Source organism: Bradyrhizobium sp. Pa8 (assembly GCF_052588265.1).
On the sequence record NZ_CP176767.1, the window covers coordinates 6,654,597 to 6,674,660 of the forward strand.

General features: G+C 64.3%; 17 protein-coding genes. 9 read left to right on the forward strand and 8 right to left on the reverse strand.

Translation table 11 applies throughout. The features are described 5' to 3' along the window. Positions 1 to 5: 5 nt before the first annotated feature. Together ACKWRH_RS31570 and ACKWRH_RS31575 are read right to left on the reverse strand one after the other, a co-directional pair. Positions 6 to 2,699 carry a bifunctional acetate--CoA ligase family protein/GNAT family N-acetyltransferase gene (locus ACKWRH_RS31570; RefSeq protein WP_445216694.1) on the reverse strand — a complete coding sequence of 898 codons (2,694 nt, stop codon included), beginning with the start codon at positions 2,697 to 2,699 and terminating at the stop codon, positions 6 to 8. Positions 2,700 to 2,869: 170 nt separating this feature from the next. Continuing rightward, the gene (locus tag ACKWRH_RS31575; RefSeq protein ID WP_445216695.1) at positions 2,870 to 3,709 is read right to left on the reverse strand and encodes a universal stress protein; all 840 of its coding nucleotides are present in this window, start codon (positions 3,707 to 3,709) and stop codon (positions 2,870 to 2,872) included. A 183-nt stretch (positions 3,710 to 3,892) separates the two neighbouring features. On the opposite strand from ACKWRH_RS31575, the gene ACKWRH_RS31580 reads away from it, so the two are divergent. The 3 genes from ACKWRH_RS31580 (at position 3,893) to ACKWRH_RS31590 (ending at position 7,243) form a co-directional block, all read left to right on the forward strand. After that, on the forward strand, positions 3,893 to 5,416 hold the full coding sequence (locus tag ACKWRH_RS31580) for a bifunctional aminoglycoside phosphotransferase/ATP-binding protein (protein ID WP_445216696.1): 1,524 nt from the start codon (positions 3,893 to 3,895) through the stop codon (positions 5,414 to 5,416). A 25-nt stretch (positions 5,417 to 5,441) separates the two neighbouring features. Then, entirely contained in the window at positions 5,442 to 6,416 is a 975-nt protein-coding gene (locus ACKWRH_RS31585; RefSeq protein ID WP_445216697.1) for a CHAD domain-containing protein, read from the forward strand. Positions 6,417 to 6,514: 98 nt separating this feature from the next. Continuing rightward, the gene (locus tag ACKWRH_RS31590; protein WP_445216698.1) at positions 6,515 to 7,243 is read left to right on the forward strand and encodes a CBS domain-containing protein; all 729 of its coding nucleotides are present in this window, start codon (positions 6,515 to 6,517) and stop codon (positions 7,241 to 7,243) included. Between the two features lie 18 nt (positions 7,244 to 7,261). On the opposite strand, the gene ACKWRH_RS31595 is transcribed toward ACKWRH_RS31590, so the two are convergent. The 3 genes from ACKWRH_RS31595 to ACKWRH_RS31605 form a co-directional block, all read right to left on the reverse strand. Beyond that, a complete protein-coding gene (locus ACKWRH_RS31595; RefSeq protein ID WP_354123911.1) occupies positions 7,262 to 7,720 on the reverse strand; it encodes a RidA family protein in 459 nt (152 codons plus the stop codon). A gap of 21 nt (positions 7,721 to 7,741) precedes the next feature. Next, positions 7,742 to 9,433, reverse strand: a complete 1,692-nt coding sequence (locus ACKWRH_RS31600; RefSeq protein WP_445216699.1) for a benzoate-CoA ligase family protein — start codon at positions 9,431 to 9,433, stop codon at positions 7,742 to 7,744. Between the two features lie 148 nt (positions 9,434 to 9,581). Continuing rightward, on the reverse strand, positions 9,582 to 10,091 hold the full coding sequence (locus ACKWRH_RS31605; protein ID WP_014493760.1) for a MarR family winged helix-turn-helix transcriptional regulator: 510 nt from the start codon (positions 10,089 to 10,091) through the stop codon (positions 9,582 to 9,584). 260 nt (positions 10,092 to 10,351) lie between these two features. Between ACKWRH_RS31605 and ACKWRH_RS31610 the strand changes: the two genes are divergently transcribed. Both ACKWRH_RS31610 and ACKWRH_RS31615 read left to right on the forward strand, forming a co-directional pair. Then, positions 10,352 to 11,527, forward strand: a complete 1,176-nt coding sequence (locus ACKWRH_RS31610; protein WP_445216700.1) for an ABC transporter substrate-binding protein — start codon at positions 10,352 to 10,354, stop codon at positions 11,525 to 11,527. Between the two features lie 27 nt (positions 11,528 to 11,554). Then, a complete protein-coding gene (locus ACKWRH_RS31615) occupies positions 11,555 to 12,010 on the forward strand; it encodes a cupin domain-containing protein (protein ID WP_014493758.1) in 456 nt (151 codons plus the stop codon). Between the two features lie 9 nt (positions 12,011 to 12,019). Here ACKWRH_RS31615 and ACKWRH_RS31620 read toward each other — a convergent pair whose 3' ends face one another. The 3 genes from ACKWRH_RS31620 to ACKWRH_RS31630 form a co-directional block, all read right to left on the reverse strand. Continuing rightward, the gene (locus tag ACKWRH_RS31620) at positions 12,020 to 13,270 is read right to left on the reverse strand and encodes a flavin-dependent oxidoreductase (RefSeq protein WP_445216701.1); all 1,251 of its coding nucleotides are present in this window, start codon (positions 13,268 to 13,270) and stop codon (positions 12,020 to 12,022) included. A gap of 240 nt (positions 13,271 to 13,510) precedes the next feature. Continuing rightward, complete coding sequence (locus ACKWRH_RS31625; RefSeq protein ID WP_028156623.1) at positions 13,511 to 14,347, reverse strand: enoyl-CoA hydratase family protein; 837 nt, start codon at positions 14,345 to 14,347, stop codon at positions 13,511 to 13,513. A gap of 31 nt (positions 14,348 to 14,378) precedes the next feature. Further along, positions 14,379 to 15,140: an SDR family NAD(P)-dependent oxidoreductase gene (locus ACKWRH_RS31630; protein WP_445216702.1), complete on the reverse strand. Its 762-nt coding sequence runs from the start codon at positions 15,138 to 15,140 to the stop codon at positions 14,379 to 14,381. A 192-nt stretch (positions 15,141 to 15,332) separates the two neighbouring features. Between ACKWRH_RS31630 and ACKWRH_RS31635 the strand changes: the two genes are divergently transcribed. Genes ACKWRH_RS31635 through ACKWRH_RS31650 form a run of 4 tightly spaced genes read left to right on the forward strand, consistent with a single transcriptional unit; the run spans position 15,333 to position 20,064 of the window. Beyond that, positions 15,333 to 16,148, forward strand: a complete 816-nt coding sequence (locus tag ACKWRH_RS31635) for an alpha/beta fold hydrolase (RefSeq protein ID WP_445216703.1) — start codon at positions 15,333 to 15,335, stop codon at positions 16,146 to 16,148. Between the two features lie 12 nt (positions 16,149 to 16,160). Continuing rightward, positions 16,161 to 17,450, forward strand: a complete 1,290-nt coding sequence (locus tag ACKWRH_RS31640; protein WP_445216704.1) for an acyl-CoA dehydrogenase family protein — start codon at positions 16,161 to 16,163, stop codon at positions 17,448 to 17,450. Positions 17,451 to 17,452: 2 nt separating this feature from the next. Beyond that, the gene (locus ACKWRH_RS31645) at positions 17,453 to 18,979 is read left to right on the forward strand and encodes a class I adenylate-forming enzyme family protein (RefSeq protein WP_445216705.1); all 1,527 of its coding nucleotides are present in this window, start codon (positions 17,453 to 17,455) and stop codon (positions 18,977 to 18,979) included. Further along, positions 18,976 to 20,064: an NAD/NADP octopine/nopaline dehydrogenase family protein gene (locus ACKWRH_RS31650; RefSeq protein WP_445216706.1), complete on the forward strand. Its 1,089-nt coding sequence runs from the start codon at positions 18,976 to 18,978 to the stop codon at positions 20,062 to 20,064. The genes ACKWRH_RS31645 and ACKWRH_RS31650 overlap by 4 nt, the downstream gene beginning before the upstream one ends.

Here is a 20,064-nt window from a genome sequence, read left to right on the forward strand (position 1 = left end):
AACGCTCAGAGCTTGAGCCTGACGTCACAGAGGTCGGGCTCGATCGAATCTGGCTTCACGTCGAAGCCGAGCTGGCGGCACATCTCAAGCATTGTGGTGTTCTCCCTGAGAACATCACCCGAGATGGTCTTCAAACCCTCGGACCTCGCATAGGCGATGATCAGCTGCATCAACGCCCATCCGAGCCCCCTGCCCTTGAGGTCGGATCGCAGCAGGATCGCATATTCGCCGCTCTCATAGACCGAGTCCGAATGGAGCCGGACGACCCCCACCATCTCGTTGGTGGCCTCGTCGAATGCGATGAAGGCCATTGCGCGCGCATAGTCGAGTTGGGTCAGGCGCGCGATGAACTCGTGGGTGAACTCCTTCATCGGCGCGAAGAAGCGCAGACGGAGGTCGTGCGCCGTGACGTGACGCAGGAATTCGTGGATGGTCGGCTCGTCCTCGGGACGCAAGGGCCGTACGAAGATCCGCCAGTCGTCCTTGAGCGCCAGGCGGCGCTCCCACTGCGACGGATAGGCCCGGACGGCGAAGTTCGCCGGGCCGGAGCCGGCGAATTTGCGCTGCGGCGGCCCCACCGCGACGCGGGCGTCGACCGCGGTTACACCGGTCTCGTCCGCAAGCAGTGGGTCGATGTCGAACTCCCGGATCTCGGGAATGTCAGCGGCCATCTGGGCGAGCTTGACCAACACCATCGCGACGGCGTCCTGCTCGACCGCGGGTACATCGCGATAGGCCTTCAGCAGCCGTGATACGCGCGTGCGGCCGATCAGGTCGCGGGCGAGTTGCAGATCGAGCGGCGGGAGCGCCAGTGCCTTGTCGTTGATGATCTCGACCGCCGTCCCGCCCCGGCCGAAGACGACGACGGTGCCAAAGGTGGGATCGTCGGCAAGACCCAGGATCAGCTCGCGCGCCTTCGCCTTGACGACCATCGCCTGCACGATGACGCCCTCGATGCGGGCTTCGGGACGGAGCTTCCTCGCCCGCGCGAGAATGTCGGTGGCAGCCGCGCGCACGGCCTCCGGCGTGGTCAGATTGAGGACGACGCCGCTGACGTCCGACTTGTGGATGATGTCGCGCGACATGATCTTCAGCACGACTGTGACGCCTTGCGCGAACATCTCGCTGGCGTAGGCGACGGCCTGCTCGACATCGGTCGCAGCACGGGTCGGTACCATCGCGATGTCATAGGCCCCGAGCAGATGCTTGATCTCGACGGGATCGAGCCATTTGCGGCCGTCCGCGATCGCAGCAGCGACGATCTGCCTCGCAGCCCGGGCGTCAGGCACGAACGTGTCGGGCATCGCGGGAGGAACCTGGCTCAGCTCCTCCACGGCCTCGCGATGCCTCACGAGATGCATGAAGCCGCGCACCGCATCATCTTCGGTCGGATAATTCGGAATGCCCGCGCCGGAGAGCGCCTGAACGATGTTCTGATCGGCTCCGACCCAAGCGGCCAGCACGGGCTTCGCCCATCGGCGCTGGTGCTCGCGATATTTGCCGACGAGCTCCGTCACGGTCGCGGCGATGCCGGCCGCCGGGGCTATCGCGGTCTGCACGTTGAGGACGAGGACTGCGTCGTTGTCGGGATCGGCGAGCAGCACCTCCAGCGCCGCCGCGTAGCGCGATGCATCGGCATCGCCGACGATGTCGACGGGATTTGCACCCGACCAGTTCGGCGGCAGCACCGCATCGAGGTTCTTGCGCGTCTCAGCCGAGATCGACGCCGGGATTCCGCCAAGCTCCACCAACCGATCCACGGCCAGGACGCCGATGCCGCCGCCATTGGTGAGGATGGCGAGACGCTTTCCCGTCGGCGGTTCGACGCGACCGAGCGTCTCGGCGCAATCGAACAGCTCGCGCAGATCGGAGACCCGCAGGACGCCCGCACGGCGGAACGCGGCGTCATAGACGGCGTCGGCGCCGGCGAGCGCGCCCGTATGGGTTGCCGCCGCTTTGGCACCCTGCGCCATGCGGCCGGACTTGACCACGACGACCGGCTTCACACGCGCCGCGGCCCGCGCCGCCGACATGAACTTGCGCGCGTCCTTGATGGCTTCGATGTAGAGCAGGATCGCGCGGGTCTTGTGGTCCATCGCGAAATAGTCGAGCAGGTCGGCAATATCGACATCGATCTGATCGCCGATCGTGACAATGCCGGAGAACCCGACGCCGCGCTGCGCAGCCCAATCCACCATTCCGGCGGCGATCGCGCCGGATTGCGAGATCAGCGCGAGATTGCCCGCCCCCGGCATGTGCGCGGCGAAGCTGGCATTGAGGCTGACGCCTGGCATCATGATGCCGAGGCAGTTCGGCCCAATCAGCCGCATGCCATATTTGCGCGCCGCAGCGATCGCGGCCTCGTGCAGGGATCCCGGTCCGTGACCGAGGCCCGCCGAGACGATCAGCGCGCCGGCCGAGCCACGACGTCCGGCCTGGTCGATGATGCCGGGGACCTCTCGCGCCGGCGCGGTGATGACCACGAGCTCGGGCACGAAGTCCAGCCTGTCCAGACTGCCCACCGCAGCGATGCCGCCGATCTCGGCATGGCGCGGATTGACGAGGCCGAACCGCCCCTTGAACTCGGCCTTGTGAATGTTCTCGAGAACGGCGCGTCCGACCGAGACCGGGCGGGCGCTCGCGCCGACGAGCGCAACCGAACGCGGCGACAGCAGATTCTTCAAGCGATAGGTTGACATGAATGCATATGCGCCCGGTCGGTGGCGGTTCCGATGGTTGACGATCGGCCGATAAACTGGCGATGCGCCTAAAGCGCGATGAGATTGGCATGAATCGTCATCGCGCTTTAGGTTGTTGTTTGAGCATGATCTTTTTCGGAAAACCGCTACGCACTTTTCCGGATCATGCTTTAGTGCGAGATCATAACCCAGCACGGTGGCTGGCCAATGACGGTCTTTGTCACACCACCCCAGACGATCTCGTTCAGGCGTGAATGATGGTAGGCGCCCATCACGATCGCATCCATGGCATGGGAATTCGCCCAGCTTCCGAGCACCTTGCCGATCGAGCTGCCGCCGCCCTTCGTGGTTTCGAACGAGGCGTAAACCCCGTGTTCCCTCAGATGGTCGACGAGCGCGGTTCCGGATTGCACGATCGCATCGGTCTTGTCGTCCGCCACCGTGACCACCCGCACGGATGCCGCAGCCTGAAGAATGGGCAGCGCGTCGCCGACGGCCCGCGCGGCACGGGCGGAGTGATCCCAGGCGATCATGACGTTCTCGAACTCCGGTCGGAGCTCGTCCACATGCTGTTCCGGGCAGAGCAGCAGCGGCCGGCCGGATTCGAACAGGAGCGTTTCGATGATACGCTCCGTTCGACTGTCATGCGGCCTCACGGGGACCAGCGTCAGATCGCTGAAGCGTGCATGCTCAGCCAGGATCGACGCGATCTGGTCCGCCGGCACCTTACCCGATCGGCTTTGGGCGCGAATGTTGGCGCGGGAGGCTGCATTGGTGAAGGCGTCGAGGAGTTGCTGCACGTCGCTTACCTCACGCGAACCGCTCGCCTCCGCGGAATCCAGATCGCCAGGGATGATGACCTTCGGTCGCACGAAAACGTCTTCTTCGAGCGCGAGCGCGGTGATCCTGGCGCCGAGGTCGGCGGCGACAGCCACGCATGTCGCGATCGCAGCGAGGGCCGGCCCGCGCGGTTGGCCGACAAGCGGCAGAAAGACATCCTTGATGGGCATCGGGATTCTCCTTACCGGTTAGGATAAGCCAACTTTCGCCGGGAAGCTTGATCCTCCTCAAGGCGGGAACACCGCGCAGCCAGCCGACGACAGGCTTTGACCGATGTCAAGGACTGGCCCCGATCCGCCTCTAGGAGTTAGCCTGCTGCCTCACCGCCGATGCATCTGGATATGCTCGCAGAGATGACGGACGATTCTGCAACCCAGGGACGGGTCTTCCAAGCGTTGAGCGCGCGTCCCGGCGTGAAGCGGATCGACACGCACGCAGCCTCGGTGCTTCTGGACGGGACACGCGCGCTGAAGATCAAGCGGGCTGTTAAGTTTCCATTCCTCGACTATTCGACGCTCGAAAAGCGCGAGGCGGCCTGCGAAGAGGAGATCAGGATCAACCGACCCCTCGCGCCGCAAATCTATCACCGCGTCGTGGCGATCACGGAGGAGCCGGATGGATCGATCGAGATCGACGGTCGCGGCCGGCCGATCGAGTATGCGGTCGACATGTCCCGCTTCGACGAAAACCGGACGCTGGACCATGTGGCAAAAGCCGGCCCGCTGGATGCAGAGCTCGCCCCGGCCGTCGCGGATGCGATCGCAGCATCGCATGCGAGAGCGCCGGTCGCGGACGGCGCCGCATGGATTGCCTCCATTCCTGCCCTGATCGATGGCAACAGCACCGGGCTGCGCAATGGCGATCATTTCGAAGCAGCCCAGATCGAGCAACTTTGCGAAGCCTCACACCAGGCATTCCTGCGCGTCCGCGCTACACTGGAAGAACGCGCGCGCCACGGTTTCGTGCGCCGCTGTCACGGCGACTTGCATCTTGCCAATATCGTGCTGATCGATCGGCAGCCTGTCCTGTTCGACGCGATCGAATTCGACGCGCAGATGGCGACTGTGGACGTGCTCTACGATCTTGCGTTCACGCTGATGGACCTGCTGCGCCATGACCAGTCGACCACGGCCAATGCCGTCTTGAACCAGTATCTGATGACGGCGCCCGACGAAACGCTGGACGCCCTGGCTGCGCTGCCACTGTTCATGTCCATTCGCGCGGCGATCCGTGCGCAGGTGGCGCTGGCGCGGCTGAGGCGGCCTGATGCCGACGGCCCCGGCACTCTCGACGAGGCGCGCCGCTATTTCGAGCTCGCCCAGGCTTTGATTCATCCCCCCGCCCCTCGCCTGATCGCGGTGGGCGGACTGTCGGGCACCGGCAAATCCGTGCTCGCGCGCGCGCTGGCGCCCGCCGTGGCGCCACAGCCCGGCGCCGTCGTGCTGCGCAGCGACGTCATTCGCAAGCAGCTGTTTCAGGTAGGACACACCGAACGGCTACCGCCGTCCACGTACCAGCCTGACGTGACGGCGCGCGTCTACGAGGTGCTGATGCAGCGCGCCCGGCAGGTTCTGGCGCAAGGCCATTCGGCGATCGTCGACGCCGTCTTTGCCCGCGAGCCCGAGCGAGACGGGATGGCCGCCCTGGCACGCGAGTGCGGCGTACCGCTCAATGGACTATTCCTCGTCGCCGACCTCGCCACCCGCCAGGCGCGAATCGGCGGCCGCCGGGGCGACGCGTCCGACGCCACGCAAGAGGTTGCCGCGCAGCAAGAGCACTATAATATCGGCCATGTCGGTTGGGCGACCATCGATGCATCCGGGACACAAGCGCAGACGCTCCAAGACTGCCGGGACGTAGTCGCTGAGGGCAAATAAGGCAATCCGATTGGCGCGGGCTAGGATGGCGCGACCCACCACGAATTCGATGGCGACCGCTCGCGCCAAGCCTGCGGCGCGGCGCAATGTTCTGCCTGGCCGCCTCAGCCCCGGCATGGCCTGCGACACGGCGTTCCGGATCATCGCCCGCCGTCACCTCGATGCCGTCCTCGCCCAGCACGATGGCACCTGCCACGGCGATCCGGAGGCGCTGCATCAGATCCGGATCGCACTGACGCATCTGCGCACCGCCATCCGCTTCTTCTCGCCCATGGTCGATGATGCCCTGCGGCCGAATGTCTGGGCCGAGCTGAAATGGCTGAACAGCCAGCTCGGCATGGTGCGCGACCTCGACGTGGCGATCGAGCGGGTTATCGCCGAGAGCGGAGGCGAGCTTGATGTGATTGCCGAGCTTCAGCATTGGGACGAGAAGCGCGCCGAGAGCCACCGCCTGCTGGCGCGCGCGCTGCAATCGGCGCGGTATCGCCGTCTTGTCGAACAGACCTCGGCCTGGATCGAGAGCGGTCCTTGGTCGACCCGGCGCAGCAAGGAGGCCATCCGATTGCGCCGCTGCCCGCTTGCCGACCACGCGACGGCGCAGCTCACGGAATGGGAAACGACGCTGCTCAGGAAGGCGCGGAAACTCCGCAAGCTCGACGTCGAAAAGCGGCACAAGCTGCGGCTCCTCAACAAGCGGCTGACCTATTCGATCGAGTCGCTACAGGATTTGTTTGCAGACGAATCGCTGACAAAACAGAAGTCGATCCTCAAACAATTGCGTAAGGCGCAGAAGTCCCTCGGGCAATTGAACGACGATGCGCGAGGGCAAACCCTGGCAGCGTCGCTGAACGAGGCCATCCCCGAGGCGGGCATTCGTTTCCTCAACCGGAAGCGGGAAAAGAAGCTATTGCGGACCGCCTCGAACGCCTACCGGAAACTGGACAAGGCCAAGCCGTTCCGCTCCTCCGACCTCGCCCCGAATGCAGAGCCCAAGGATTAGGTGCCGGACCAGCGCCGCTTGACTTGGGTCAAATCAGCTTCCCGCCGGTGACGTAAGCTCCACACATCGATATTCGTGTGAACTTGCGGAGCTTCCCCATGCGCGCCCACCAGATCATGACCCGCTCGGTCATCTCGGTTGCCCCCCACACCAGCATCGTCGAGGCGGCAAACATCATGCTGAAGCGGCACGTCAGCGGCCTCACCGTGGTCGACGATGCCGGCAAGCTGGTCGGCGTGGTCTCCGAGGGGGATTTCGTCCGCCGCAGCGAAATCGGCACCGGGCGCAAGCGAGGCCGCTGGCTGCGGTTCATCCTCGGCCCCGGCAACTCCGCCAGCGATTTCGTCCACGAACATGGCCGCAAGGTCTCGGAGGTGATGACCGCCTCGGTCGTGACCATCACCGAGGATACGGCGCTCGCGGAGATCGTTGATCTCATGGAACGGAACAACGTAAAGCGGCTGCCGGTGGTGCGCGGCGACAAGGTCGTCGGCATCGTCTCCCGCGCCAATCTATTGCAGGCGGTGGCGGGGCTCGCCCGCGAGGTACCGGATCCGACGGCCGACGACGATCACATTCGCGGCCGAATCATCGACACCATGGAGAAAAACGACTGGTCCCCGTTCGGACTGAATGTCATCGTCCGGGACGGCATCGTTCATCTCAGCGGTGTCATCACCGAGGAACGCGCGCGTCAGGCCGCGGTCGTCGCGGCGGAGAACGTCGAGGGCGTCAAGAAGGTGCACGACCATCTGTGCTGGGTCGACACCGTATCGGGCGTCTATCTGAATTCGCCCGAGGACGACGATCTCGCCAAGGCCAGCTAGGCGCGAACCGAAGGCGGCTTAGCGGGGAATGACGGCGGTGGCTTCGATCTCGACGCGCGCCGCCTTCTCGACGAGGCGGACGACCTGCACCAGCGCCATCGCAGGATAGTGCGCACCAAAGGTGGCACGGTAGCTCTTGCCGAGCTCCCTTAGGTTCGCCAGGTATTCGTCCATGTCGACGACGTACCAGGTCAGGCGCACGAGGTGCTCGGGCCGCGCACCCGCCTCCGCCAATATCTCGGCGATGTTGCTCAGGGCCTGGCGCACCTGCGCGACAAAGCCGTCCGCGAGACGCTCCTCGGCGTCCCAGCCGATCACGCCGCCGGTGACGACGATGCGTCCCTCGGCGGCCATGCCGTTGGCATAGCCTTTTGGTAGCGGCCAGCCGGACGGTTGGAGCACCTGCGCCCTGGAGCCGGTTTCGTCCTCGGCTGCTGTCGGCAGCACCGCGAGGTGCGGGCCTTTCGGCGTCGTCACGGACAATTCTTCATCCTTCTCTCATTCCGCCGCAACGCCGGAGGACGTCGCTGCAGCCTGCGCCAACTGCCGCAGGGCAAATCGCTTCAACTTGCCGGTCTCGGTCTTCGGCAGTTGCGCCACGAACTCGATCGCGCGCGGATATTTGTAAGGCGCAATCTCACGTTTGACATGCTCTTGCAACTCCGCTGCGAGTTGAGCGTCCGGCGTCACGCCGGGGGCGGCGATGACATAAGCCTTCACGATCATGCCACGCGCCTCGTCCGGCGCACCGACGACGCCGCACTCGGCTACGGATGGATGCGTCAGCAGCGCCGCCTCCACATCCGTGCCCGCGATGTTGTACCCGGCTGACACGATCATGTCGTCGGAGCGCGACTGGTACCAGAAGTAGCCGTCGCTATCCATCAGATAGGTATCGCCGGTGATGTTCCAGCCGTTTTGGACGTATTTGCGCTGCCGCTCGTCGGCGAGATAGCGGCAGCCGGTCGGGCCGCGCACCGCGAGCCGCCCCATCGTGCCCGGCGGCAGGTCATTGCCGTCGTCATCGACGATTTTTGCTTCGTAACCCGGCACGGGTTTGCCGGTTGCGCCGGGACGGATCTCGTCCTCGGTCGCGCTGATGAAGATGTGCAGCAGCTCGGTCGAACCGATGCCGTCCATCAGCTTGATGCCGGTGGCCTTGAGCCAGGCATCGAATGTCGGCTTGGGGAGGGTCTCGCCGGCAGAGACGCACTTTCGCAGCGAGGAAATGTCGCGACCTGCGAGCTTGCCGATCATGGCGCGATAGGCGGTTGGCGCGGTGAAGCAGACCGATGTCTTGTATTGCTCGATCGCCGTCAGCATGTCGTCCGGCGTCGTCTTCTCCAGCACGACGAAGGAAGCGCCGATATGCATCGGAAACAACACGCCGCCGAAGCCGAAGGTAAAGGCGAGCGGCGCTGAACCGACGAAGCGATCCTTCTGCTCCGCCCTCAAGATGTTGTGCGCATAACCGTCGCAGACCGCCAGCATATCCCGATGGAAATGCATGGTGCCCTTGGGATCGCCCGTCGTGCCCGACGTGAAGGCAATCAGGCAGATGTCATCGGCGGCGGTATCGACCGCCTTGAACTCCGGGCTCGCATCAGCAATCAGCGCCTCGAGCGAGTCCGACGCGCCGTTGCCCCAATAGACCACGTGCTTGAGGCCGGGCGCCGCCGCTTTCGCCTTCTCCATCTCCTCCGAGAGTTTTCCATCGCAGAGCGCGAGTGCAATCTCCGCCTTCTGGATCGGATAAGATAGTTCCTTGGCGCGCAGCAGAGGCATGGTCGCCACGACGATGCCGCCAGCCTTGATCACCGCGAGATAGGTCGCAACCATCATCGGATTGTTGGCGGAGCGCAGCAGCACGCGTCCGCCGGTTACGAGACCAAGCTTGCGAACCAGCACGTTGGCGATGCGGTTCACGAGCGCTTGCAGCTCGCGATAGGTGTAGCTGACGGCCGGACTGATGACGCAGGACGCGTCACTGTGGCCCTGCTCGACCCAGCGGTCGAGAAAATAGCTGACGCAGTTCAATCGCGGCGGATAGTGCAGCTCCGGCCGCGTGAAGATGAATTCGGGCCAGAACTCTCGCGGCGGCAGATGCTGCCGTGCGAATGTATCGACGTGGGCCGTCGCGGCGTTGCCGTCATACGAACCCGACTCTTGAGCCTTAGCGGCGTTGGCCATCGCACGCTCCTTTCAGCATGGAAAGCACCCGGCAGCATCATCTGGAAAACATTTTAGGCTTAAAACAATTCGGCGCAATAGCGGATTTTGGGCATCCCATGCATTTTCCTGCGGCAAGGTGGGACTGGCGGGGGTGCCCGCTGGCCGACTACGGTCGGCGGCGACCGGCCGATTTCTGCGCCGACGCCTTTGTCTTGGCCAGGAGCCGCATCAATTCGCGGACATCCTTCGGTGTCAGGTCGGCGAACAGATCGGCGATCCAGGTCTCGTGCTCCGCAGCCATCCTGCGAAACTCGGCGCGACCCAGCTTTGTGAGGCGGATTACCTGGACGCGGCGGTCCGTCTCCGAGGTGCGCCGGTCGAGATGGCCCGATTCCACCAGCCGTTCGACGAGGCCGGTGACGTTGCCGTTGGACACCATCATGCGCTTGGAGACATCGGACAGCGTCATGCCATCGGGCGCCTTGTCGAGCTGCGCCATCAGGTCGAACCGGGGCAGCGTGACGTCGAAGCGCTGTCGCAGGCGGCCGCGGACTTCGCCTTCGATCAGGGTCGTGCAGGTGAGCAGACGCAGCCACAGCCGAAGCTCTTCGGCGTGGTCCTCCGGCGTCTCGACGGCCTTGGTCTCGGAATCGAGCATCTCGATGCAGTCACTCATGGCCGGCCTTGGCGCCAGCACGGATTCCCCAACGTTTTGAGCTTCAAATAAATCGGCCCCGGCCGCAAGCCTAAAGCTGCAACAATCGACCACACCCGAATTTCTTTAGGCTTCAAATAACTGGCGCGCCGCTTGCATGCGCCGTGGCCCGAAGGATGGCCGCGCCTTGAGCTTGCTTGCCGCGGCCGCCATCATCGGCATAAGCTTGGATTGGAGTACGCGGCTTGCTGCGCAAGCCCGATCGTCACGGGGGACACATCATGAAGACGCAAATGACCTTGGCCGCTGCCGCCCTGCTGCTCGGCACCGCAGTGAGCCCTTCCCTCGCCCAGGAGAAGATCAAGCTGGGCGTGGTCGTGACCCTGTCGGGCCCCGCCGCCGCACTTGGCCAGCAGGTCCGCGACGGCTTTGCGCTCGCCGTGAAAGATCTCGGCGGCAAGATGGGCGGCCGAGATGTCGAGGTGATCGTCGCCGATGACGAGTTGAAGCCCGACGCAGCGGTCACGAAGGTCAAGGGCCTTCTGGAGCGCGACAAGGTCGACTTCGTCGTGGGCCCGATCTTCTCCAACATCCTCCAGGCGATCCACCGCCCCATTACGGAGTCCAAGACGTTCCTGATCAGCCCCAACGCCGGCCCATCGACTTTCGCCGGCAAGGACTGCAACCCGTTCTTCTATGTGACGTCGTATCAGAACGACCAAGTCCACGAGATCCTCGGCAAGGTCGCGCAGGATCGCGGCTACAAGCGCATGTATCTGATGGTGCCGAACTATCAGGCCGGCAAGGATTCAGTGGCGGGCTTCAAGCTCGACTACAAGGGCGAGATCGTCGAAGAATCCTACATGCCGCTGAACACGCTGGACTTCCAGCCGGAACTTTCCAAGATCTCGTCGCAGAAGCCCGATGCGCTGTTCACGTTCATGCCGGGCGGCCTCGGCGTCAATCTCGTCAAGCAATACCGGCAAGCCGGCCTCGCCGACACTATTCCGGTGCTCTCGGCTTTCACGGTGGATGAATCGACCTTGCCGGCGCAGCAGGATGCGGCCGTCGGCATGTTTGGCGGCGCGAACTGGGCGCCCAATCTCGACAATCCCCAGAACAAGAAGTTCGTCGCGGCCTATGAAGCCGCCTACAACGTCGTGCCTGGCACCTACGCTTTCCAGGCCTATGACGCCGCGATGCTGATCGACAGCGCGGTCAAGGCCGTGAAAGGCGATCTCTCGAACAAGGATGCGGTTGGGGCTGCGCTGAAGAAGGCCGACTTCACCTCTCTGCGCGGCGCCTTCAAGTTCAACACCAACGGCTATCCGATCCAGGATTTCTATCTGACCAAGGTCGCCAAGCGTGCGGACGGCAAGTTCCAGACCGAGATCGTTCAGAAGGTCTTCGAGAACTATGGCGACCGCTATGCCAAGGACTGCAAGGCGGCAAACTAAGCCGCATCGCGTTACGGGAGGACTGCAATGAAGAGCGAGATCACCGGCATCACACGGGCCAATGAAGGGATCCAGGGCATTTCCTGGAACATCCTCGGCCAGACCTATGTGCCGAAGAGCAATACCGAGCACAGCTTCTCCTGGCACGCGACATTGCCGCCGGGCACATTCGTGCCGCCGCACATCCATCCCGACCAGGATGAGTATCTCTACATGCTCGAGGGCAAGCTCGACTTCGTGCTCGGCAATTCGGAGGCGCAGGCCACCGCGGGCGATCTGATCCGCCTCGGCATGGGCGTGCCGCACGGCATCTTCAACAAGTCGGAGCAGACCGCAAAGGTGCTGTTCTGGGTGTCGCCGACCCGCAAGCTGTTCGACTTGTTCTGGGGCCTTCACAACATGAAGGAACAGAAGCCCGAGGACGTGGTGGCGATGGCCGCCGAGTTCAACATCCACTTCCTGCCGCCGCCGCCCGGCGGCTAGCAGCGAGTCTTAAGCGCGCACCGCCGCCAGACCCGGCACGGCGGCGAAGCCGGCCTTGGTGGCATAGCCGCGCACGATCGCCTCGCGCTGGGAATAGCTCAGCACGTTGTCGACGTTGTCGAAGCCATCGGGTGCAAGCTGCTCGACCGCGTCGATGACGCCCTCGGGGCCGCCGCGCCGGTTGGAGCGGACGATGTCAGCGGTCATCGGCAGACGCTTCTTCTCATATTCAAGCAAAGCCTGGCGCGGATGCTCGGCGCGCACCAGCGCATCGGCAAGGCAGCGCGCGTCGAGGATCGCCTGAGATGCGCCGTTGGAGCCGACCGGATACATGGGATGCGCGGCATCGCCGAGCAGCGTAACGCGCCCGGACGACCAGTAAGGCAAGGGATCGCGGTCGCAGGTCGGATATTCGTAGAATTCCGGCGTTGCCGAGATCAGGCTCTTGACGTCGATATAGGGTACCGAGAAGCGCGCGACATGCGGCATCAACTCCTCGCGCCGGCCGGGCCGCGACCAGTCTTCCTTCCGGGGCGGCGGGGCATTGCCTTCGCCGACCTTCACCAGCACCGCCCAGTTGGTGAGACGGCTCGCCGAGCTCGATCCCTCTGCGATCGGATAGATCACCACCTTGGCGTTGAGGCCACCGGCCACGATCATCGACTTGCCGGTGAGGAACAGCGGCCAATCGCGTGCACCGCGCCACAGCATCAGGCCGTTCCAGCATGGCGGTCCCTCGTTCGGGAACAGCGTGCCGCGAACGCGTGAATGGATGCCGTCAGCGCCGATCAGGATATCGCCCCGCGCAGTATGAATGTGCGCGCCCGAGCGGTCGAAGAAATAAGCGGTGACGCCGCCCTCGTCCTGCGTGAAGGCGCCGAGGCGGCAGCCGGTGTGAATTGCCTCCGGCCCGAGCCGCTCCTCGACGGCGCGATGAATGACGCCCTGAAGGCGGCCGCGGTGGATCGAGAATTGCGGCACGTCATGGCCGGCGTCGATGCCGCGGGCTTCGCGCCAGACCTCCTGGCCGTGGCGATTGAGGTAATAGAGCTGGTCGGTGCGGATCGCGACGTCGTCGAGCTGCTGGAGGAGACCGAGGCCGGCAAGCTCCCGCATCGCATGCGGCAGCGTGTTGATGCCGACGCCGAGCTCGCGGATGGTGTCGGCCTGCTCGAAAATCTCGCACCCGATGCCGCGCGAGCGCAGCATCAATGCCGTGGTGAGACCACCGATACCGCCACCGACGATAATCGCCTTCATCGCCCTAACTCCACTCGAAAATACGCCAGGCAATGGGTTAAAGTCGCACGGGCGGTCACTCCGCCGCAAGCGGCTTTGTCGCCTCCGCCTTGAGCTCGGCCCGGGTCTTGGGCTTAGCCTTAATTCTCAGCTCCTCGACATCCCGCCGGTCGCGCACGCTGTTGCGGAAAATCTGATCCGTTCCGGGCAGGTATTGCGGCGCAAGTCACCGTTGCTGGCCTCCCGCAGCAAGTCCGGGGCTCAGTCGCCCCTGAAGACCGGCTTGACCTTGTTGGCGAACGCTTCAAAGGCGCGCTCGAAATCCGCCGTGGTCATGCACAGCGCCTGGGCAACGGCTTCCGCTTCGATCGCCTCTTCAATCGACATCGCCCATTCCATCGCCAGCATCCGCTTGGTCATGGTGTTGCCGAAGGTCGGGCCTTCCGCGACCTGCTTGGCCAGCAACTGCGCCTGCGGCAACACCTGCTCGGGCGTGACGATGCGGCTGAAGAAGCCCCAGCGCTCGCCCTCCTCCGCGGTCATGAACCGGCCGGTGTAGAGCAGCTCGGAGGCGCGGGACTGTCCGATGATCCGCGGCAGGATCGCGCAGGCGCCCATGTCGCAGCCGCCAAGGCCGACCTTGTTGAAGAGGAACGCGACCTTCGCGCCGCTCGCCGCAAGCCGCATGTCCGATGCCATCGCGATGATCGCGCCGGCGCCGGCGCAGATGCCCTCGACCGCTGCCACAATGGGTTGAGGGCAGGCCCGCATCGCTTTGACAAGGTCGCCGGTCATCCGCGTGAAGGCGGTCAGCCCCTTGGTGTCCATCTTCACGAGCGGGCCGATGATCTCGAACACATCGCCGCCGGACGAGAAGTTACCGCCGGCGCCAGTGACGATGATGGCCTTGACTGCATCATCGAAAGCGCAGGCGCGGAAGAAATCCGTCAGCTCCCGATAGCTCTCGAACGTCAGTGGATTCTTTCGCTCGGGACGGTTGAGCGTCACCGTGGCAACGCCGTCGACCACCGCCAGCAGGAAGTGCTGCGGCGAATAATCCGCGAGCGGCACGGTCACAGGATTGGCTGGTCTGCTCATGCGATCTCCTTAGTATGTTTGTTCCGCGCTGCTAAATTTCGCCGCCTGCGACTGCAATCGCCTGCCCGGTGATCGCACCAGCGCTCTCGCCGCACAACCAAAGCACTGCGTCTGCCACCTCTTGGGGCGTGATCAGCCGCCCCTGCGGGTTGTGTTTCGCGAGCTCGGCGATCGCCTGCTCGCGGCTTCTCCCGGTCTTCTTGATGATGTTCTCGATGCTGCCGGCGACGAGATCGGTATCGGTGAAACCCGGGCAGACCGCGTTGACGGTCACGTTGCTTCCGGCCATCTCGAGCGCAAGCGAACGGACGAGACCGACCACGGCGTGCTTGGCGGCCGTGTAGGCACTGACATAAGCATAGCCCTTGAGCCCGGCCGTCGATGCAATTGCGACAATGCGGCCATAGGGGCGATCCTTCATCCCCGGCAGCACGCCCTGGATGGCATGGACCACGCCCATGAAATTGACGTCCATCATGCGCGCGAACAGAGCACTGTCCGATTTCGCAAACGGCGCGGATTCGGCGCTGCCCGCGTTGGCGATCAGGATATCGATCGGCTTTCGCGCATGCGCCTCCGTGATGGCGGCTTTCAACGACACCTCGTCCGAGACATCGGCAACGGCCACGAAGTGCGCGGCGCCCGCGTTGACCGCCTCCTCGAGAGGAGCGACATTCCGGCCGAGCACCGTCACGGTTGCGCCTGCCCCGACAAGAGAGGCTGCGATGGCGCGGCCGATGCCGCGACCGCCACCGGTCACGAGCGCGTGCGGCGAGTGCGGCAATCCGGACATGCGCTGGCTCCTTGGCTCTGCTGCTCGTTCCTCGATATATTTTAACCTTCAAGTTTTTGCAACGAAGCTGCCGTAGCGCCGCGAACGCCTTCGCGCGAGAGACCGGCCCGAAAATTGCTTTAAGTATAAAATTATCGCTTCCCATCCCCCACAGGCCTGTTAGCATCGCCTGGGCAAGCAAAAGGATGTCGCGTGTCGCAGCCTGCGCCAATGATAACAAAAGACGGCCGCTTCGCCTATGAAGCAGCGGGCGATCCGGACGCGACACCCCTGATCTTCCTGCATGGCATTGGCGGCGCGGCACGGGCCTGGCGGCAGCAGCTTGCGAGATTCAGCACCCAGTTCCGCGCGATTGCATGGGACATGCCGGGCTACGGCGGATCGGCGCCGCTCGCCAGCGTCAGCATCGCGGCCCTTGCCGATGCGCTCCAGCAATTCATTGAGCAGCTTGGTGCGACCACGCCAATTCTGGTCGGCCATTCGATCGGTGGCATGATCGTCCAGAAATGGCTGGCGCAATCTCCGAAACTGGCCCGCGCGATCGTCCTCGCGCAGACCAGCCCGGCCTTCGGCAAGGCCGATGGCGATTGGCAGAAATCGTTCATCGCGGCGCGGCTTGGGCCGCTCGATCGCGGCGAGACCATGAAGTCGCTGGCTCCCTCCCTGGTGAAGGAGCTTGTCGGCGACGATCCTGATCCGAAGGGAATGGATCTTGCGCGCGAGTGCATGGCAAGCGTGCCCGTAGCGAGCTATCGCGCCATGATGCTGGCTTTGATGGGCTTCGATCAGCGCAGCACGCTCAAGGACATTTCCGTCCCGACGCTGTTGTTGTCCGGCTCCAAGGACAACAATGCGCCTGCTACCATGGTGGCAAAGACGGCAACATTCATTCCATCTGCCGAATATGTCGAGCTGGCTGGTGTCGGCCATCTCGCCAACCTTGAACGCCCTGACGCGTTCGACGAAGCCCTCGGCCGGTTCCTGAATTCCGTCGCGACCAAAACGTAGGGTGGCTGCGCAATGACCATGCAAGTCAGAAAGAACATCGGCGCAACCGACAAGGTCGCGCTGGATGCTCCGATCTTCGATCCCGTGGCATTCCGCCTGAGCGACGAGCAGGCCGGCATCATCGCGCGCGCCCGCGAGATCGGCCAGAGCGTGTTCGCTGGTCGCGCGGCGACTTACGATCGCGAGGCCGTCTTCCCGACAGAGAACTATCGCGACCTGCATCGCGTCGGCCTGCTCGGCATCGCGGTTCCCAAGAAGCATGGCGGGCTCGGCGCGAACTATCAAACTTACGCACTAGCGGCAGCCGAAATCGGCCGCTATTGCGGCGCGACCGCCCTCACCTGGAACATGCACGTCTGCTCGACCCTATGGTCAGGTCCGCTCGCCGACGATCTCGACATGGACGCGGAGACCCGCGCCGAGCACGAGCGACGGCGCGCGGTTCATTACAAGCGTATCGTCGAGGATGGCGCGATCTACTCGCAGCCCTTTTCCGAGGGCGGAGCGGCCGCGGCCGGCGGCGTCGCGTTCGGCACGGAAGCAAAGCCCGTGAAGGGCGGTTGGATCGTCAACGGCAAGAAGATCTTTGCATCGCTGTCCGGTCATGCCGACTATTACGGCGTGCTCTGCACCGAGATGGAGGAGGGCGAAAAAGCCTCGCGCCGCAACACCCTTTACCTCGCGATCTCCGCGAAATCGGACGGTGTCTCGGTGGTCGGCGACTGGGATCCGCTCGGCATGCGCGGCACCGTCTCTCGCACGCTGCTGTTCAAGGATGTGTTCGTCCCTGAGGATTCCGCGCTGATGCCGCGCGGCGTCTATTTCCAGGCGGCGATGCGCTGGCCTCACATGTTCCTGACGCTGTCGCCGACCTATATGGGCCTGGCGCAAGCCGCCTATGATTTCACCGTACGCTATCTTCGCGGCGAGGTACCGGGCATGCCGCCGGTCAAGCGCCGGATGTACCCGACCAAGCAGATCGCGGTCGCGCAGATGCAGATCAAGCTCGAGCAGATCAAGGCGATCTGGTTCCAGGCCGTCACCGAGGCCCACGCCAATCCAAGCAAGGAGCAGGTGCTGCGCGCCTATGCCGCGCAATATTCGGTGATGGAGGGCGCCAATGAGCTCGCCGCGCTCGCGATCCGCACCTGCGGCGGTCAGGCCATGCTCCGCTCGCTGCCGCTGGAGCGCATCTATCGCGACAGCCGCTGCGGCTCGCTGATGCTGCCCTGGACCGCCGAGCTCTGCCTTGACCGGATCGGGCGCGAGGCGCTGTACGAGGCCGGTGAAACGGACGACTGACCGTGGACCTCTGTAGTCTGATCGATCGCAACGCGGCGTTCGCGCCAGACAAGACGGCGATCGCCTTCGAGGGTGAGCGGCTGAGCTACGCCGCACTCGCCGCGCGCATCGAACGGACCGCCACCGCGTTGAAGCAGGGGCTCGGCGTCGGCCGAGGCGACCGCGTCGCAATCCTGAGCCTCAACCGGCCGGACCATCTGGTTCTGCTCTACGCATGCGCGCGACTTGGTGCGATGCTGGTGCCGCTGAACTGGCGGCTGGCGGTTGCCGAGCAACGCTTCATTCTCACCGATGCGGGCGCAAAGGTCCTGGTACTCGAGCACGCATTTGGGGGAGTTCTCCCGGAGCTTGCGCCAGGGACGGCCGTTATCGGACTCGACTTCACGCCACCGCGTGGCGCGACATTCGAGGCGTTGCTGGCTCGCAGCGAAGGCAGCGGCCGCAATCCGCACACTGATCTCTCTTGCCCGCTTCTGATCGTCTACACGTCAGGAACGACGGGACGGCCGAAGGGCGCAGTTCTGCGGCAAGAAGCCTTGTTCTGGAACGGCGTCATGAGCCAGCACATGCACAACATGACGTCGGATGATCACGTGCTGACGGTGCTGCCGTTCTTCCATGTCGGCGGCCTCAACATCCAGACCACGCCGGCACTGCAGCTTGGTGCGACCGTCACGATCCACGCCCGCTTCACGCCGGATACTGCGCTCGCGGCCATTGAACGGGAACGACCGACCCTGACGGTGATGGTGCCGGCAATCCTCCAGGCCGTGAGCGAGCATCCCGCCTGGACAACGACCGATCTCTCGTCGCTCAAAGCCGTCTCGACCGGCTCGACCATCGTGCCACCGCACCTGATCGATCGCTTCGTGGCGCGCGATGTTCCGGTGCTTCAGGTCTATGGATCGACGGAAACCTGTCCCATCGCAGTCTACACCCGGCTTGGCGGCGATCTTTCGCGCGCGGGATCGACCGGACTTGCCGGCCTGTGCTGCGAAGCGAAGGTGATCGATCAGGCCGGCATTGAGGTCCCTGCGGGTACGCCGGGCGAAATCGCCGTGCGAGGGCCCAACGTGTTCTTCGAATATTGGGGCAATGCGGGTGCCACGCGCGATGCGCTGCACGACGGTTGGTATCGCACCGGCGATGTCGGCCTGTGCGATGCCGACGGCTATTTTTGGGTCCGGGACCGCAAGAAGAACGTGATCATTTCCGGCGGCGAGAATGTCTATCCGGCCGAGGTCGAGCGCGTCCTGCTCGAACATCCCGATGTCAGCGAATGCGCCGTGATCGGCCGGCCGGACCCGCGCTGGGACGAGGTGCCGATCGCCTATGTCATCGGGCGGTCCGGCTCCCGGCTCGAAGCGGAGGAGCTGAGAGCGCATCTTCAGATGCAGCTCGCCCGTTACAAGGTTCCGCGCGACATTGTCTTCGTCGACGACCTGCCGCGCACGGCGCTGGGCAAGGTCCAGCATTTCCTGCTGAAGCAACTTGATGCGCAGTCGCGCGCGCAAGGAGAAGCATCTTGAAGATTGCAGTACTGGGTGGGGGAAACGGCTCTTTCGCGGCCGCGGGCGATTTTGCGCTGTCGGGGCATGAGGTCCGGCTCTGGCGCCGCGACGCCGATCAGGTGGCGGCGCATCGCGCCGCCGGCTCGCGCATCCTGGTCAAGGATCACAATGGCCGACACGATGTGAAGCTCGCACTGGTGACGACCGACATCGCCCAAGCAATTGATGGCACCGAGCTGATTCTGTGCCCCGCCCCTGCCTTCGCGCAGCCGGACATTGCTCGTTTGCTAGCTCCGCATTTGCGGGACGGCCAGGTCGTGTTCCTGCCGCCCGCCACATTCGGCTCGATGATCTTCGCCCAAGCCGCACGGGATGCCGGAAACCACGCCAGGGCAAGCTTTGCCGAGACCGGCACGCTGCCTTGGCTGACCCGCAAGCACGGGCCGTTCGAGGTCGCGATCACCATACGCGCCAAGCGGCTGCCGGTCGGTGTATTTCCGCTCGATCAGGCCGCGCACGCACTCGAAGTGATCGGACGCGCTTTCCCTGATGCGATCGAGCCCTGCGGCGATGCGCTCTCCGGCGCGCTGATGAACGCCGGGCCCATTATTCACCCGCCGCTGATCGTGATGAACGCGGGCCCGATCGAGCATTTCGAACGATGGGACATCCACAAGGAAGGAACGCAAGCCGCGATCCGCCGGGTGACCGACGCGCTCGATGCAGAGCGGATCGCCGTGCGCGAAGCGCTTGGCTATGGCGCGCCGCATTTTCCGCTGGCCCACCACTACGCCAAGGAAGGCGAGATCTGGATGTATGGCCGTGGCTCGCACGACCGGTTGACCGATTCCGGCGACTGGCGCGAACGGATCGTGCTGACCGAGCACCGCTATATGCGTGAGGATCTGCGGCTTGGGCTGTCGCTGCTGGTCTCCGCCGCCGCCATGGCAGGCACGCCTACGCCGCTGGCCAAGGCCTTTCTGGCCATCGGCGGTGCAATTTGCGGCGAGGATTTTGCTCAGGGCGGCCGGACGCTCGAGACACTGGGGCTTGGCAATCTCGGCAAAGCCGAGCTCCAGGCGCTTCTTCGCAGGGGATTTTGA

What these genes read in the sequence shown, in the direction of transcription:
- ACKWRH_RS31570 (WP_445216694.1), bottom strand. Translation starts at nt 2,699, where the DNA reads ATGTCAACCTATCGCTTGAAGAATCTGCTGTCGCCGCGTTCGGTTGCG.
- ACKWRH_RS31575 (WP_445216695.1), bottom strand. Translation starts at nt 3,709, where the DNA reads ATGCCCATCAAGGATGTCTTTCTGCCGCTTGTCGGCCAACCGCGCGGG.
- ACKWRH_RS31580 (WP_445216696.1), top strand. Translation starts at nt 3,893, where the DNA reads ATGACGGACGATTCTGCAACCCAGGGACGGGTCTTCCAAGCGTTGAGC.
- ACKWRH_RS31585 (WP_445216697.1), top strand. Translation starts at nt 5,442, where the DNA reads ATGGCGCGACCCACCACGAATTCGATGGCGACCGCTCGCGCCAAGCCT.
- ACKWRH_RS31590 (WP_445216698.1), top strand. Translation starts at nt 6,515, where the DNA reads ATGCGCGCCCACCAGATCATGACCCGCTCGGTCATCTCGGTTGCCCCC.
- ACKWRH_RS31600 (WP_445216699.1), bottom strand. Translation starts at nt 9,433, where the DNA reads ATGGCCAACGCCGCTAAGGCTCAAGAGTCGGGTTCGTATGACGGCAAC.
- ACKWRH_RS31605 (WP_014493760.1), bottom strand. Translation starts at nt 10,091, where the DNA reads ATGAGTGACTGCATCGAGATGCTCGATTCCGAGACCAAGGCCGTCGAG.
- ACKWRH_RS31610 (WP_445216700.1), top strand. Translation starts at nt 10,352, where the DNA reads ATGAAGACGCAAATGACCTTGGCCGCTGCCGCCCTGCTGCTCGGCACC.
- ACKWRH_RS31615 (WP_014493758.1), top strand. Translation starts at nt 11,555, where the DNA reads ATGAAGAGCGAGATCACCGGCATCACACGGGCCAATGAAGGGATCCAG.
- ACKWRH_RS31620 (WP_445216701.1), bottom strand. Translation starts at nt 13,270, where the DNA reads ATGAAGGCGATTATCGTCGGTGGCGGTATCGGTGGTCTCACCACGGCA.
- ACKWRH_RS31625 (WP_028156623.1), bottom strand. Translation starts at nt 14,347, where the DNA reads ATGAGCAGACCAGCCAATCCTGTGACCGTGCCGCTCGCGGATTATTCG.
- ACKWRH_RS31630 (WP_445216702.1), bottom strand. Translation starts at nt 15,140, where the DNA reads ATGTCCGGATTGCCGCACTCGCCGCACGCGCTCGTGACCGGTGGCGGT.
- ACKWRH_RS31640 (WP_445216704.1), top strand. Translation starts at nt 16,161, where the DNA reads ATGACCATGCAAGTCAGAAAGAACATCGGCGCAACCGACAAGGTCGCG.